This is a genomic window from Klebsiella sp. Q11 (assembly GCF_964241505.1).
Taxonomy (GTDB): domain Bacteria; phylum Pseudomonadota; class Gammaproteobacteria; order Enterobacterales; family Enterobacteriaceae; genus Klebsiella; species Klebsiella michiganensis.
The window spans coordinates 129,267-144,341 of record NZ_CAXSXW010000017.1 but is presented as its reverse complement, the minus strand read 5'-3'; the positions used below and the strand labels follow the sequence as shown (position 1 = coordinate 144,341).

Below are 15,075 nucleotides of genomic sequence, written 5' to 3'. Positions count from 1 at the left end.
ATCCTGCACGACCCACCAATTTAACATCAAACTCAGATGTTAAGCGTGAAGGATAACGTTGCGTCAGCAACGGCCCGTAGGGCGAGCGAAGCGAGTCATCCTGCACGACCCACCAATGTAAAAAAGCGCCCTAAAGGCGCTTTTTTGCTATCTGCCATTTCCTCAAAAATCACAATAATCCGCAATACCTTAATGCTGCGTTATTCTACCGTCGCGCTGCGTTTACCGTGGCTACAATTGGCACAGGCCAGTAGCCCGGACAGATGCGTAGCATCGCCTCCGGGAAATGTGCCGGGCCTGATGCCTTTGCGTGGCTTCATTCCGGGGGCGGCGCTTGACGCGCCTTGCCCGGGCTACAGATTCGTGCGTTCTGCAGGTTTGGCAGCCCGGACAGATGCGCAGCATCGCCTCCGGGAAATGTGACGGCCTGATGCCTTTGCGTGGCTTCATCCCGGGGGCGGCGCTTGACGCGCCTTGCCCGGGCTACAGATTCGTGCGTTCTGCAGGTTTAGCAGCCTGGACAGATGCGCAGCATCGCCTCCGGGAAATGCTCTCTGTGGGAAAAATTCCTCACGACATTTTCTGCACAATCGGCTATCTTGTTTAGCATATAAAACACTATGACCGGTTAATACCTTTCTTCAGGCATTATTACGGTCTGAAAGTTAAGCCAGTGAAACGAGACTGCAAGATGAGCGTAATGTTTGACCCGGAAGCGGCGATTTATCCTTTTCCTCCGAAGCCCATGCCGTTAAACCGCGATGAGAAGCACTTTTATCGCGAAAAAATAAAACGCCTGCTGCGCGAGCGCGATGCGGTGATGGTGGCCCATTACTATACCGACCCCGAAATTCAGCAGCTGGCCGAAGAGACCGGCGGCTGTATCTCCGATTCCCTGGAGATGGCGCGCTTCGGCGCCCGACATTCTGCCTCGACGCTGTTGGTCGCCGGCGTGCGCTTTATGGGAGAAACGGCGAAAATTCTCAGCCCGGAAAAAACCATCCTGATGCCCACGCTCCACGCGGAGTGCTCGCTCGATCTGGGCTGCCCGATCGAGGAGTTTAGCGCTTTCTGCGATGCGCATCCGGATCGTACGGTCGTGGTCTACGCCAATACTTCAGCGGCGGTAAAGGCGCGCGCCGACTGGGTTGTGACGTCGAGCATCGCCGTGGAACTCATTGAGCATCTTGATAGCATGGGTGAAAAAATCATCTGGGCGCCGGACCGCCATTTAGGTAGCTATGTGCAGAAACAGACCGGCGCCGACGTACTGTGCTGGCAGGGCGCCTGCATCGTTCATGATGAATTCAAAACTCAAGCGCTGGCGAGAATGCGGGCGCTTTATCCGCAGGCCGCGGTGCTGGTTCACCCGGAATCACCGCAGGCGATTGTCGATATGGCTGACGCGGTGGGGTCAACCAGCCAGTTGATCAATGCCGCTAAAACGCTGCCGCACAAGCAGCTCATCGTCGCCACCGACCGCGGCATTTTCTACAAAATGCAGCAGGCGGTACCGGAAAAAGAGCTGCTGGAAGCGCCTACGGCAGGCGAAGGGGCAACCTGTCGCAGCTGCGCCCACTGTCCGTGGATGGCGATGAACGGCCTGCAGTCGATTGCGGAAGGGCTGGAAAAGGGAGGCGTTGAACATGAAATTCACGTTGATGAACAGCTGCGAACCGGGGCGCTGGTTCCGCTAAACAGAATGCTCGATTTTGCGGCTACACTTCGGGGATAGCTCATTACTGCGTTACAGAACGCTCTGGGGATAAGATGGATTTTTTTAGTACGCAGAACATATTAGTGCATATACCCATTGGCGCCGGAGGATATGACCTGTCGTGGATTGAAGCGGTCGGCACCGTCGCAGGATTGCTGTGCATCTGGCTGGCGAGCCTGGAGAAGATTGCCAACTATGCCTTTGGGCTGATCAACGTCACGCTGTTTGCCATTATCTTCTTTCAGATCCAGCTCTACGCCAGCCTTCTGCTGCAGATCTTTTTCTTCGCGGCCAACGTCTACGGCTGGTACGCCTGGTCACGACAAACCAGCGATAACCAGGCGGAACTGCAAATCCGCTGGCTGCCGCTGCCGAAAGCGTTAGGCTGGCTGGCGGCCTGCGTGGTGGCGATTGGCCTGATGACGGTATTTATCGATCCGGTTTTTGCGTTTCTGACCAGGATTGCCGTCGCGCTGATGCATACCCTGGGCCTGCAGGTTGCTATGCCGGCGCTGCAGCCAGACGCGTTCCCGTTCTGGGACTCCTGCATGATGGTTCTCTCGGTTGCGGCGATGATCCTGATGACGCGCAAATACGTCGAAAACTGGCTGCTGTGGGTGATTATCAACGTCATCAGCGTGGTTATTTTCGCCCTGCAGGGCGTTTATGCGATGTCGCTCGAATATCTGCTGCTGACCTTCATCGCCCTCAACGGCAGCCGTATGTGGATTAACAGCGCGCGTGAGCGCGGCTCTCACGCGTTTTCCCGCTAATGGTGATGATGATGTCCATGCCCGGCGTGCGTCATGTTCAGACGGCACTCCGGGCCGCTGCAGGGCTGATACTCCATCTGAACCGTAATGTGTTCAATTTCATACTTATGCTGTAAGAAGCCCTGGATTCGTTCAAGCAGGCCGTCGTGATCGTGCGGCGGTACCACCTGCACGTGCAGCGTCATCACCGTTTTTTCTCCTACCAGCCACGCATGAACGTGGTGTACGTCGCGAACTTCAGGTATCGAGCGGCGCAAATCGCGCTTTAAGGCGTCGACGTCAAGCGAACGCGGCGCGCCCTCCAGCAGCTCATTAACGCTCTCCTGCAGCAAACGCCATGCGCTGCGCAGAACCAGGCACGATACCAGCACGGACAGAATAGGATCGATAGGCGTCCAGCCGGTGGTGATGATCACGATTGCGGCAATAATGGCCCCAACCGAACCGAGTAGATCTCCCAGCACATGCAGAGCGGCGGCCCGCACGTTGAGGTTACGCTCTTCACTGCCGCGATGGAGGATCCAGAAGGCCAGAATATTGGCCAGCAGGCCGGCAACGGCGATGATCATCATGGTTTTACCGGCTACCGGTTGCGGATGATGAAAACGCTGAATGGCCTCCCAGACGATTAATATCGTAATGACCACTAAGGCGATAGCATTGAGAAAGGCCGCCAGCGTGGTCAGCCGCAGCCAGCCAAAGGTGTGTTGAGCATTAGGCGGGCGACTGGCGAAACGCACGGCCAGAAAGGCGAACAGCAGCGCTGCGGCGTCCGTCAGCATATGCCCGGCATCGGCCAGCAGCGCCAGCGAACCTGAAATAAGTCCGCCTGCAACCTCAACCAACATGAATCCGGCCGTGACGCAGAACGCCAGCAGCAGCCGACGGGCATTATTATCTTCGGTGGATTGCGGAGAATTATGCGAGTGTGATTGCCCCATGGTGCCATCCCTACATTATTATTTTGATGATTACTTTATGACATGATTCACCTCTTGGGGTGAATAAAATGAAAAAAGGAGAGCCTTAGCTCTCCTTCCGGGCGGATACCGCGCAGATTATTGGGTGGTACCGTCGGTTTTCGTCGCCTCGTCCTGGCCGACCTTTTTATCGGTATCCGGGCAGCGGCCATCTTTGCACATTGAGTTTTTGTGGACTTCATCGCTCGACATCCCGTCGTGGTTCATGGTCGAGCCGTTGGGGTGGAGCATGGTGCCGCCGGTATCGGTGGAACCAGCGTTAATTTTACCGTTGTCCACGTTGTTTGGCGCCACGTTTTCACGCGCGTCGGGGGCAACCTGACCCGCGTCGGCTGCCGAATTGGCCTGCCCGTTGTTCGACTGCGCGCCGGTATCGGCGGCCAGCGCCGCGCCGCTGGCCAGGCCCAGGGTTGCTGCGAGGAGAAGACTGGTTAGCTTGTTCATTTTCATTGGATGCTCCTGTTATATCGATTTACCGAATTACCTCTTCCAACAGTGCATTGCCGGAGGTTCTACTCGTTGTGGTTAAAGCTTCGCTGTTAGCGAGCGGCATTAATATATAATGCTGAATGCTAAAGAAAATTAAGTTATAACAGTTAAAAATTATAGCTTGTGGCCACTATTCCGCGACTTTATGGCGTTTTTTAGCCTATTTCCAGGAATATTCTGCCGCTACTGTAAAATCACGTTTACACTTTTTGAGTGAAGAGATAGATTGGAGGGATTGCATTTAACTAGATAAGTATGGCAACGCTGGAAATAAGATGAATTATCAGAACGACGATTTACGCATTAAAGAGATCAACGAATTATTACCTCCCGTTGCGCTCCTGGAAAAATTCCCCGCTACCGAAAACGCCGCCAACACCGTTGCGCATGCGCGCAAAGCGATCCACCAGATCCTGAAAGGTCATGACGATCGGCTGCTGGTCGTGATTGGTCCATGCTCCATTCACGATCCGGCGGCGGCAAAAGAGTATGCCGAGCGTCTGCTCGCGCTTCGCGAAGAGCTTAAAGGCGAGCTGGAAATCGTGATGCGCGTGTATTTTGAAAAACCGCGCACCACCGTGGGCTGGAAAGGGCTGATCAACGATCCGCATATGGATAACAGCTTCCGCATCAACGATGGTCTGCGGATCGCACGCAAGCTGCTGCTTGATATTAACGACAGCGGACTGCCAGCGGCCGGGGAGTTCCTCGATATGATCACCCCGCAGTATCTTGCCGACCTGATGAGCTGGGGCGCGATTGGCGCGCGTACCACCGAGTCACAGGTGCACCGCGAACTCTCTTCCGGCCTCTCCTGCCCGGTAGGCTTTAAAAACGGCACAGATGGCACCATTAAAGTCGCTATCGACGCCATCAATGCCGCCGGTGCGCCGCACTGTTTCCTGTCGGTGACCAAATGGGGACATTCGGCGATTGTGAACACCAGCGGCAATAGCGATTGCCATATTATCCTGCGCGGCGGTAAAGAGCCGAACTACAGCGCGCAGCACGTGGCAGAAGTGAAGGTGGGTCTGGCGAAAGCAGGCCTGCCCGCTCAGATCATGATCGATTTCAGCCATGCCAACTCCAGCAAACAGTTTAAAAAGCAGATGGATGTCGGCACAGACGTATGCCAGCAGGTTGCCGGCGGCGAGCGGGCGATTATGGGCGTGATGATCGAAAGCCATCTGGTGGAAGGCAATCAGAGCCTCGACAGCGGTGAGCCGCTGGCCTACGGTAAAAGCATTACTGATGCCTGTATCGGGTGGGAAGATACCGATACGCTGCTTCGCCAGCTGGCGAATGCGGTAAAAGCGCGCCGCGGTTAGGTTTTACGGCGAGTCTCAAAATAAAAAAGCGTGGAGGGCTCCACGCTTTTTTTACATCCCGCGAAAATTACTTCGCTTTACCCTGGTTCGCTACGGCAGCGGCTTTCGCGGCAATCTCGTCGGCGTTACCCAGATAGTAATGTTTAATAGGCTTGAAGTTCTCGTCGAACTCATACACCAGCGGTACGCCGGTCGGGATGTTCAGTTCGAGGATCTCTGCTTCGCCCATGTTGTCGAGGTATTTCACCAGCGCGCGCAGGGAGTTACCGTGAGCGGCGATAATCACGCGCTCACCGCTTTTCAGACGCGGCAGAATGGTTTCATTCCAGTACGGCACGACGCGGTCGATGGTCAGCGCCAGGCTCTCGGTGGTAGGCAGCTCAGCGTCGGTCAGTTTTGCATAGCGCGGATCGTGACCCGGGTAGCGCTCGTCGTCTTTGGTCAGCTCCGGCGGCGTTACCGCAAAGCCGCGACGCCACTGCTTAACCTGCTCGTCACCGTATTTTTCAGCGGTTTCCGCTTTGTTGAGGCCCTGCAGCGCACCGTAGTGACGCTCGTTCAGTTTCCAGGACTTTTCTACCGGCAGCCAGGCCTGATCCAGTTCGTCCAGCACGTTCCACAGGGTGTGGATGGCACGTTTCAGCACAGAGGTATAAGCAAAGTCGAAGCTGAAGCCTTCTTCTTTCAGCAGCTTGCCGGCCGCTTTTGCTTCACCCACGCCTTTTTCAGACAGGTCAACGTCATACCAACCGGTGAAACGGTTTTCGTTGTTCCATTGGCTTTCGCCGTGACGAACGAGTACCAGCTTAGTTACAGCCATACACTTACTCCTCAATACACGTCATCTTTCGCGCCGCCTTGATGCGACCCGAAATCTGTAGTGTGTATATTTATTGATTGATAACTATTCTCATTATATTGCCGCGACTTACCTCACGGCAATGCTTATCCCTAACCATAGCGAAAATAGTCGCTCAGTGTAAGGTGCTTGTAAAACAGTGGTTATGTTTTTGTCTGTAAGTGGCGTATTTTTCAGCGAAAGGATAAAAAAAAGCCCTCCATCAGGAGGGCTGGGTATTATTTCGCAATAAACTGATATTCCGTCAGGCTGACGTACTCTTCGCCGGGGCGCAGTACGCAGTCCGGCTGCGGCCATTCCGGATGGTTCGGTGAATCCGGCAGGAACTCGCTCTCCAGAGCCAGACCTTGCCAGTCAGCGTAAGGCTGCGCCGTGCGCGACGGCGTGCCGGCCAAATAGTTGCCGGAGTAGAACTGCAGCGCCGGAGCGGAGGTATAGACCGTCATCTGCAGCTTTTCGTCCTGCGACCAGACGTGAGCCGCCGGGCTTTTGGCATCGCCCAGCGCCTGGAGCAGAAAGGCGTGGTCGTAACCTTTGACCTTTTGCTGGTCTTCATCGCGCAGGAAATCGTCCGCCAGCATCTTCGGCGTGCGGAAATCGAAGCTGGTCAGGGTGACGTTTTGCAAATCGCCTCCCGGAATACCGTCGCTCTCAACGGGCAGATACGCATCGGCAAAGATTTGCAGCTTATGGCTACGCACGTCGCTCTGCACGCCATCAAGGTTGAAATAGACGTGGTTGGTCAGGTTTACCGGGCAGGGCTGATCAACGGTGGCGCGATACTCGATGGCGATACGATTATCGTCGGTCAGGCGGTAGTGCGCCGTAGCCGTCAGATTGCCGGGGAACCCCTGATCGCCATCGTGGGAGGAGAGTGAAAACAGCGCGTGACGATCGTCGGCGCTGACAATCTGCCAGCGGCGCTTATCAAAACCTTCAGGACCGCCGTGCAGCTGATGGCCGGCCTCGTTGGAGGGCGTCAGATTAACGCTACGGCCATCAAGGGAAAAGCGGCTGTTGGCGATACGGTTCGCGTAACGGCCTACGGAAGCGCCGAGATAGGCGGCCTGGCGCGTATAGTCGCCAGGGGTCGCGCAGCCGAGCAGCGCTTCGCGTACGCTGCCGTCGGCCAGCGTCACGCGAGCGGAGAGCAGCGTCGCGCCCCAGTCCATTACGGTGACCGTCATGCCTGCGTCGTTACGCAGGGTGAGGAGATTCCACGGCTGGCCGTCCGGCGCCAGCTCCGTTGTTGGGTTTAGCATTGTCCAGCTCCCTGCGACGGTTTGCAGACGTAAAAGGTCTCTTTGATACCGGTTTTCGCTTCATACTCTTTGGCAACGGCCTGCTGTACGGTCTCGACCAGATCTTCCGGCACCAGGGCGACGATACAGCCGCCGAAACCGCCGCCGGTCATGCGAACGCCGCCTTTATCGCCGATGGTCGCCTTGACGATGTCCACCAGGGTATCAATCTGCGGGACGGTGATTTCAAAATCATCGCGCATGGAGGCGTGGGATTCCGCCATCAGCTCGCCCATCCGCAGCAGGTCGCCTTTTTCCAGCGCCGCGGCGGCTTCTACGGTGCGGGCGTTTTCAGTCAGCACGTGGCGAACGCGTTTGGCGACCACCGGGTCAAGCTCGTGGGCGACGGCGTTGAACTCTTGCAACGTGACGTCGCGCAGGGCCGGCTGCTGGAAGAAACGCGCGCCGGTTTCACACTGCTCGCGGCGTGTGTTGTATTCGCTGCCGACCAGAGTGCGCTTAAAGTTACTGTTAATAATCACCACCGCGACGCCTTTCGGCATCGAGACCGCTTTGGTCCCCAGGGAGCGGCAGTCGATCAGCAGCGCGTGATCTTTTTTACCGAGCGCGGAGATCAGCTGGTCCATAATGCCGCAGTTGCAGCCGACGAACTGGTTTTCCGCTTCCTGACCGTTCAGCGCGATTTGCGCGCCGTCGAGCGGCAGATGGTACAGCTGCTGGAACACGGTGCCGACGGCGACTTCCAGCGAAGCCGAAGAGCTTAACCCCGCGCCCTGCGGCACGTTGCCGCTGATGACCAGATCCGCGCCGCCGAAAGCGTTATTTCGCTGCCGGAGATGCTTCACCACGCCGCGGACATAGTTTGACCACTGCTGGGTATCGTGGCTGGTAATCGGCGAGTCGAGAGAGAATTCATCGGTCTGATTGTCGTAATCGGCGGCAATCACCCGCACGGTACGATCGTCGCGCGGCGCACAGGCGATGACCGTCTGGTAATCAATGGCGCAGGGCAGCACGAACCCATCGTTATAGTCGGTATGCTCGCCGATCAGGTTAACGCGGCCGGGGGCCTGGATAACATGGCTGGCCGGATAGCCAAATTTCTCAGCAAACAGGGCTTGGGTTTTCTCTTTCAGACTCATGGTTATACTCCGGATTCGCGAAAATGGACGTCGCTCACAGCGCGCAGACGCTCGGCGGCCTGCTCGGCCGTCAGGTCACGCTGGGTTTCAGCCAGCATTTCATAGCCGACCATAAATTTACGCACCGTCGCGGAGCGCAGTAGCGGCGGATAAAAATGTGCGTGCAGCTGCCAGTGATTATTCTCTTCATCGTTAAACGGCGCGCCGTGCCAGCCCATAGAGTAGGGGAATGAGCACTGGAACAGGTTGTCGTAACGGCTGGTCAGCTTTTTCAGCGCCAGCGCGAGGTCGCTGCGCTGGTCATCGGTTAAATCAGTCAGGCGCTGTACGTGCGCTTTCGGCAACAGCAGCGTCTCGAAGGGCCACGCTGCCCAGTAAGGGACCACCGCGAGCCAGTGTTCGGTCTCGACAACGGTGCGGCTACCGTCGGCTAATTCGCGCTGCGCGTAATCCACCAGCATCGGCGCGCCGTGCTCGGTGAAGTACGCTTTTTGCAGACGATCTTCGCGTTCCGCCTCGTTAGGCAGAAAGCTGTTTGCCCACACCTGGCCATGCGGATGTGGGTTGGAGCAGCCCATTGCCGCGCCTTTATTTTCAAAGACCTGCACCCACGGGTAGGTTTTTCCGAGGTCGGCGGTCTGCTCCTGCCACGTTTTAACCACGCCTTCCAGCGCCTCCACGCTCAGTTCCGGCAGCGTTTTGCTGTGGTCTGGCGAGAAGCAGATGACCCGGCTGGTACCGCGGGCGCTCTGACAGCGCATAAGCGGGTCGTCGCTTTCCGGGGCGTCAGGGGTATCGGTCATCAAAGCCGCAAAGTCATTGGTAAAAACAAACGTACCGGTGTAGTTCGGGTTTTTGTCGCCGGTGACGCGGGTATTACCCGGGCACAGGAAACAGTCCGGGTCGTGCTCGGGCAAGGTCTGTTTTGCCGGCGTTTCCTGCGCCCCCTGCCAGGGGCGCTTGGCGCGATGCGGAGAAACCAGAATCCACTGCCCGGTTAACGGGTTATAACGACGATGTGGATGGTCGACGGGGTTAAATACGCTCATGAAGGTTCCTTAGTCGGGATAACCCTGCGGATGACGGGACTGCCAGTGCCAGGTGTCCTGCGCCATTTCGTCAAGGTTGCGCGTCACGCGCCAGTTCAGCTCGCGATCGGCCTTTTCAGCGTCCGCCCAGTAGGCCGGGAGGTCGCCTTCGCGGCGCGGTGCGAAGTGGTAGTTAATCGGTTTGCCGCAGGCTTTGCTAAATGCTTTGACCACGTCGAGCACGCTGCTGCCGACGCCTGCGCCAAGGTTGTAGATATGCACGCCGGCTTTATCGGCCAGTTTTTCCATCGCCGCGACGTGGCCGTCTGCCAGGTCCATCACGTGAATGTAGTCGCGTACGCCGGTGCCATCTTCGGTTGGGTAGTCGTTGCCGAATACCGCCAGCGATTCACGGCGGCCAACCGCGACCTGCGCGATATACGGCATCAGGTTGTTCGGAATACCCTGCGGATCTTCCCCCATATCGCCCGACGGATGCGCGCCGACCGGATTGAAGTAGCGCAGCAGCGCGATGCTCCAGTCCGGCTGCGCTTTTTGCAGGTCGGTCAGGATCTGCTCAACCATCAGCTTGCTTTTACCGTAAGGGCTCTGAGGCGTACCGGTCGGGAAGCTTTCGACGTAAGGGATTTTGGGCTGGTCGCCGTAGACGGTCGCGGAGGAGCTGAAAATAAAGTTTTTCACGCCCGCGGCGCGCATGGCGGAAACGAGTTTCAGTGTGCCGGTTACGTTGTTGTCGTAGTACTCCAGCGGCTTAGCGACGGATTCCCCGACGGCTTTCAGGCCGGCGAAATGGATCACCGCTTCAATGGCGTGATCGTGGAGAATTTCCGTCATCAGCGCTTCGTTACGAATGTCGCCTTCGACAAAGGTGGCGCTTTTCCCGCCGAGACGTTCAATGATTGGCAATACGCTGCGCTTACTGTTGCAGAGATTGTCGAGAATAATCACTTCGTGTCCCTGCAGTAGCAGTTGAACGCAGGTGTGACTTCCAATGTAACCGCTACCACCTGTAACCAGTACTTTCATGATTCGCTCCAATAGGCTTATCGTGTGAGAAGAAGATAGCATACCAAAGAAGCCAAAAGTGTGACACAGGCCAAATTGGTGGAATCGTTTACACTAAAATTTTTAAACAGCCCATTTGAGTTTTTTTGTTTTAAAAACAGGGTGATGTTATGTCTGGTAGCTATTATTCTGAAAAAAACAGGGATCAGCAGACCCCTGTACAGGCTTAATTTTACAGCGGATCCAGCTGGTAAGTGTAACCGTCTCCACTACTCACAAAGGCCAGTCGGTGGGTGATACAGTCCGGGGCGTCTTCGGCGTGATGAGAGACAAACAGCAGCTGCGTCGCCCCTTCGCCAATCAGCACATCAACGAAGCGGCGCACCAGCTGGCGGTTGAGCGGGTCCAGCCCCTGCAGCGGTTCGTCAAGGATCAGCAGAGTGGGATGTTTGACCAGGGCGCGGACGATCAGCGCCAGCCGCTGCTGCCCCCAGGAGAGGCTATGGAACGGCGCATCGGCGGTGCGTTTGTCGATACCCAGAATATCCAGCCAGTTCTGCACCAGCTTATGCTGCTTGTCAGATACGGCCTGATAGATGCCGATTGAGTCGAAGTAGCCGGAGAGAATCACGTTACGCACGTTGGTGCTGACGCGGTATTCAAGGTGCAGGCTGCTGCTGACGTAGCCAATATGCTTTTTGATATCCCAGATGGTTTCACCGCTGCCGCGGCGGCGGCCAAACAGGGTCAGGTCGTTGCTGTATCCCTGAGGATGGTCGCCGGTAATCAGGCTGAGCAGCGTGGATTTACCGGCGCCGTTGGGGCCGACTATCTGCCAGTGTTCGCCAGGGTTCACCGTCCAGCTCAGGCGGTTAATGATCGGACGATCGTTGTACGAAACCACGCCGTCGTTCAGCACGATGAGCGGCGCTTCGGCGTCCAGCGCAAGACGCGCTGCCGGTGCGTCCGGCTCCGGCAGCGTCATGCCGTCAAGCTTTTCGCTATGGGCGAGCTGGGCAATAAGCGCCTGCTGCAGCAGGGCCTGCTTTTCGCCGGTTTCGCTCAGCACGCAGTCCGCCAGCACCCCGGCATACTGAACGAACGCCGGGATCTCGTCAAAACGATTGAGGACCAGCACCAGGGTGATACCTTCGCCGTTCAGCGCGGCCAACATCCCGGCGAGCTGCTGGCGCGAGGCGACATCAAGACCGTCGAACGGCTCATCAAGAATAAGCAGGTCGGGATCGCCCATCAGCGCCTGGCACAGCAGGGTCTTGCGCGTTTCGCCGGTAGAGAGATATTTAAAACGGCGTTCGAGCAGGTGGCTAATTGCAAACTGTTCAGCAAGGCGGGCGCAGCGGGAGGGGTCTTTAAACTCATCCTGGATAATTTCCGCCGTCGTGCGGCCGGTGTCTTCTTCTCCCGGGCTGAGCAAATCGGTGTTATTGCGCTGCCACTCATCGCTGACCAGCTTTTGCAGCTGCTCAAAAGAGAGACGGGTGATGCGCAAGAAGGTGCACTCACGCTGCCCGCTTAGCAGGGTCAGCTCGCCGGAGAGCACCCGCGCAAGCGCCGACTTCCCGCTGCCGTTGCTGCCGACGAAAGCCCAGCTCTCGCCAGCCTGCACGCGGAGGTGTTCAATATTTAACGTTTTTGTATCGCTAAGACGAAACGCGCCTTGCGAAATTTGCAACAATGACATTGTGTATCCCACTTTTTGCAGCGATTTGCTTCAGGGATACGTCTTCGCGAGCGCAATGTCAATGCCGTTAGCACAACGTGGCAAGAATGATGCGATCGGCATTAAAATATGCTATCACCTCCGCCCCTTCCGCCAGATCGCGCGTCTGTTCCACCGGCAGGGTGGCGCAAAGGCTCTGCCCATCCGGGAGCGCCATCAGCACTTCACACTGTTCCGGCCCGCGTTCGATGTGGTTGATACGTCCGGTCAGCTGGTTGTCGGCCCGTTCCGCCTGTGCGGCATCCTGAGTAATGCCAACCCACGGCGCTTTCAGCAGCACCAGTACCTCCTGGCCTTCCTCAAGGCCCAGACGATCGGCGCTTTGGGCGGTAATCGCGACCTTAAAGCGGGTTTGGCCGTCGGCCAGCAGGACGTCAACGTGCTGCTGGACCTGCTGATGGTCGCGGCCGGTAATGGTGCCAAACCACTGGTTGCGCGCGCTGGTCTGCAGAGAGAATCGCGAAATGGCAGCCAGCAGGCTGTCGAGGGGAAGGGCGTCATCATCGCTCAGGACATCGAACGCTTTCTGCTGAATCTGCGCCAGCAGGTCGTAGAGCTGAATCAGCCGCTGCCCGTAGCGGGTGAGGACCGCGCCGCCGCCGCCTTTGCCGCCGGTCGCCCGGTCAACCAGGGTCTGCTCGCTGAGCTGATTCATTTCATTAATCGCATCCCAGGCGCTTTTATAGCTAATGCCCGCGTTTTTTGCCCCCTGGCTAATCGAGCCGGTCTGTTCAATCTGTTTCAGCAGGGCGATACGGCGAGGATCGGCGAACAGGCGCTGCTGTAATTTGAGGGTAAGAAGAATTTCAGCCTGCATAATCATATCCTGATGAAAAAGGGTATTGTGACCGATAGCGGTCATCTTGCAAGATGCATCTCTCACGGTGGCCAGCGGGGCACCGCACAAATGGGGCGTGTTTTTCCGGCTGAATTGGTTACAATAAACTATTCGTACTTTCTGGAGCCAACCATGTTAGAGCTATTGAAAAGTCTGGTTTTTGCCGTAGTCATGGTCCCTGTGGTGATGGCGGTCATTCTGGGCCTGATTTACGGACTGGGCGAAGTGTTTAACCTCTTCTCCGGAGCCGGTCATAAAGACAGCAGACCGCAAAATCACTGATTTCCCCCGCGCCCGGTTCTGCCGGGCGTTCTTATTTCTTCCCCCCCTCCATTTTTCGAACGCTGATTACCCCTAATTTTCGCTGGGAAAAACCTGGCGCTATCGTTATATTGTCTATTACATAACGAACCGACGGGAGATTCAGATGACAGGTCAATGGTTACGCTTTTTTGCCGGAGCAACGTTAACGCTCTCCGTTGCGGGCCACGCGCTGGCGGAAGAGGGCAAAGTGACGGTTTTTGCCGCGGCATCGCTCACCAACGCCATGCAGGATATCGCCAAAGAGTATAAAAAAGAGAAGGGTGTGGAGGTGGTTTCTTCATTTGCCTCTTCATCGACCCTGGCACGGCAGATTGAAGCGGGGGCGCCGGCGGATCTGTTTATCTCCGCCGATCAAAAATGGATGGATTACGCGGTCGAGAAAAAGAGCATTGATACCGCCTCGCGCGCGACCCTTCTCGGTAACAGCCTGGTTGTCGTGGCGCCAAAAGCCAGCGCGCAGGGCGAGATAAACATTAATGATAAAACCGACTGGACCAGCCTGCTGAAAGGCGGCCGCCTGGCCGTAGGTGACCCGGAACACGTGCCTGCTGGCATCTATGCGAAAGAGGCGCTGCAAAAGCTGGGAGCCTGGGAAACCCTGTCGCCGAAGCTGGCGCCGGCAGAAGACGTGCGCGGCGCGCTGGCCCTGGTTGAACGCAGCGAAGCGCCGCTGGGGATCGTTTACGGCTCCGATGCGGTCGCCAGCAAGGGGGTAAAAGTTGTCGGTACCTTCCCGGAAGATTCGCATAAGAAAGTGGAATATCCGCTGGCAATCGTCGACGGCCATAAAAATGCCACGGTCAGCGCGTTTTATGACTATTTAAAAGGGCCGGAAGCTTCCGCCATCTTTACACGTTACGGATTTACTACCCACTAATGTTCTTAAGCGATCCTGAATGGCAGGCGGTACTGCTGAGCCTGAAAGTCTCCTCCCTGGCGGTGGTACTGAGCTTGCCTTTTGGCATCTTTTTCTCCTGGCTGCTGGTGCGACGAGATTTTCCCGGTAAGGCGCTGCTCGATAGCATTCTCCACCTGCCGCTGGTATTGCCACCGGTGGTGGTAGGGTATCTCTTGCTGATCGCGATGGGGCGACGCGGTTTTATCGGCAGCTGGCTGTATGACTGGTTTGGTCTGAGCTTCGCGTTTAGCTGGCGCGGCGCGGTACTGGCGGCGGCGGTGATGTCCTTTCCGCTGATGGTGCGGGCTATTCGCCTCGCGCTGGAAGGGGTGGACATCAAGCTCGAGCAGGCGGCGCGTACCCTCGGCGCTGGCCGCTGGCGGGTGTTTTTCACTATTACGTTACCGTTGACGCTACCCGGCATTATCGTCGGCACCGTGCTGGCTTTCGCCCGCTCGCTGGGCGAGTTCGGCGCCACCATCACGTTTGTTTCCAATATTCCCGGCGAAACGCGCACCATCCCTTCGGCCATGTATACTCTGATCCAGACCCCCGGGGGAGAAGGCGCGGCCGCGCGTTTATGCTTGATTTCGATTGCGCTGGCGCTGGTATCGCTGCTGATTTCCGAATGGCTGGCCCGCCTCAGCCGTCAGCGGATGGGGAAATAAAC

At 56.9% G+C, this 15,075-nt stretch carries 15 protein-coding genes; 6 read left to right on the top strand and 9 right to left on the bottom strand.

What is annotated here, in order from left to right; translation table 11 throughout:
• Positions 1 to 691: 691 nt before the first annotated feature.
• On the top strand, positions 692 to 1,735 hold the full coding sequence (nadA, locus tag ACESQ2_RS23875; RefSeq protein WP_046878464.1) for a quinolinate synthase NadA: 1,044 nt from the start codon (positions 692 to 694) through the stop codon (positions 1,733 to 1,735).
• Positions 1,736 to 1,770: 35 nt separating this feature from the next.
• Positions 1,771 to 2,490, top strand: coding sequence for a nicotinamide riboside transporter PnuC (gene pnuC / locus ACESQ2_RS23870; RefSeq protein WP_014228459.1), 720 nt, complete (start codon positions 1,771 to 1,773; stop codon positions 2,488 to 2,490).
• On the opposite strand, the gene zitB is transcribed toward pnuC, so the two are convergent.
• Complete coding sequence (gene zitB / locus ACESQ2_RS23865) at positions 2,487 to 3,431, bottom strand: CDF family zinc transporter ZitB (RefSeq protein WP_014228460.1); 945 nt, start codon at positions 3,429 to 3,431, stop codon at positions 2,487 to 2,489. The genes pnuC and zitB overlap by 4 nt on opposite strands.
• Before the next feature lie 117 nt (positions 3,432 to 3,548).
• On the bottom strand, positions 3,549 to 3,920 hold the full coding sequence (locus ACESQ2_RS23860; protein ID WP_025108131.1) for a YbgS-like family protein: 372 nt from the start codon (positions 3,918 to 3,920) through the stop codon (positions 3,549 to 3,551).
• 314 nt (positions 3,921 to 4,234) lie between these two features.
• Between ACESQ2_RS23860 and aroG the strand changes: the two genes are divergently transcribed.
• Positions 4,235 to 5,287 (top strand): 3-deoxy-7-phosphoheptulonate synthase AroG, encoded by a 1,053-nt coding sequence (gene aroG, locus ACESQ2_RS23855; protein ID WP_014228462.1) that lies wholly within the window; start codon positions 4,235 to 4,237, stop codon positions 5,285 to 5,287.
• A 67-nt stretch (positions 5,288 to 5,354) separates the two neighbouring features.
• Here aroG and gpmA read toward each other — a convergent pair whose 3' ends face one another.
• The 7 genes from gpmA to modE all read right to left on the bottom strand — a co-directional run bounded on the left by gpmA (position 5,355) and on the right by modE (position 13,162).
• Positions 5,355 to 6,107, bottom strand: coding sequence for a 2,3-diphosphoglycerate-dependent phosphoglycerate mutase (gene gpmA, locus ACESQ2_RS23850; RefSeq protein ID WP_004100351.1), 753 nt, complete (start codon positions 6,105 to 6,107; stop codon positions 5,355 to 5,357).
• A gap of 257 nt (positions 6,108 to 6,364) precedes the next feature.
• On the bottom strand, positions 6,365 to 7,408 hold the full coding sequence (gene galM, locus ACESQ2_RS23845) for a galactose-1-epimerase (RefSeq protein WP_032748786.1): 1,044 nt from the start codon (positions 7,406 to 7,408) through the stop codon (positions 6,365 to 6,367).
• The gene (gene galK, locus ACESQ2_RS23840; protein WP_373171432.1) at positions 7,402 to 8,550 is read right to left on the bottom strand and encodes a galactokinase; all 1,149 of its coding nucleotides are present in this window, start codon (positions 8,548 to 8,550) and stop codon (positions 7,402 to 7,404) included. The genes galM and galK overlap by 7 nt, the downstream gene beginning before the upstream one ends.
• A 2-nt stretch (positions 8,551 to 8,552) precedes the next feature.
• Complete coding sequence (gene galT / locus ACESQ2_RS23835; protein ID WP_046878469.1) at positions 8,553 to 9,599, bottom strand: galactose-1-phosphate uridylyltransferase; 1,047 nt, start codon at positions 9,597 to 9,599, stop codon at positions 8,553 to 8,555.
• A gap of 9 nt (positions 9,600 to 9,608) precedes the next feature.
• The gene (gene galE, locus ACESQ2_RS23830; protein ID WP_046878470.1) at positions 9,609 to 10,625 is read right to left on the bottom strand and encodes a UDP-glucose 4-epimerase GalE; all 1,017 of its coding nucleotides are present in this window, start codon (positions 10,623 to 10,625) and stop codon (positions 9,609 to 9,611) included.
• A 211-nt stretch (positions 10,626 to 10,836) separates the two neighbouring features.
• Positions 10,837 to 12,306, bottom strand: a complete 1,470-nt coding sequence (modF, locus tag ACESQ2_RS23825) for a molybdate ABC transporter ATP-binding protein ModF (RefSeq protein ID WP_373171430.1) — start codon at positions 12,304 to 12,306, stop codon at positions 10,837 to 10,839.
• 67 nt (positions 12,307 to 12,373) lie between these two features.
• A complete protein-coding gene (gene modE, locus ACESQ2_RS23820; protein WP_103814168.1) occupies positions 12,374 to 13,162 on the bottom strand; it encodes a molybdenum-dependent transcriptional regulator in 789 nt (262 codons plus the stop codon).
• 153 nt (positions 13,163 to 13,315) lie between these two features.
• Here modE and ACESQ2_RS23815 point away from each other — a divergent pair, with 153 nt between their 5' ends.
• The 3 genes from ACESQ2_RS23815 to modB all read left to right on the top strand — a co-directional run bounded on the left by ACESQ2_RS23815 (position 13,316) and on the right by modB (position 15,073).
• Positions 13,316 to 13,465, top strand: a complete 150-nt coding sequence (locus ACESQ2_RS23815; RefSeq protein WP_004848993.1) for an AcrZ family multidrug efflux pump-associated protein — start codon at positions 13,316 to 13,318, stop codon at positions 13,463 to 13,465.
• A 145-nt stretch (positions 13,466 to 13,610) separates the two neighbouring features.
• The gene (gene modA / locus ACESQ2_RS23810) at positions 13,611 to 14,384 is read left to right on the top strand and encodes a molybdate ABC transporter substrate-binding protein (RefSeq protein WP_046878472.1); all 774 of its coding nucleotides are present in this window, start codon (positions 13,611 to 13,613) and stop codon (positions 14,382 to 14,384) included.
• On the top strand, positions 14,384 to 15,073 hold the full coding sequence (gene modB, locus ACESQ2_RS23805) for a molybdate ABC transporter permease subunit (RefSeq protein ID WP_004848997.1): 690 nt from the start codon (positions 14,384 to 14,386) through the stop codon (positions 15,071 to 15,073). The genes modA and modB overlap by 1 nt, the downstream gene beginning before the upstream one ends.
• Positions 15,074 to 15,075: the final 2 nt, after the last annotated feature.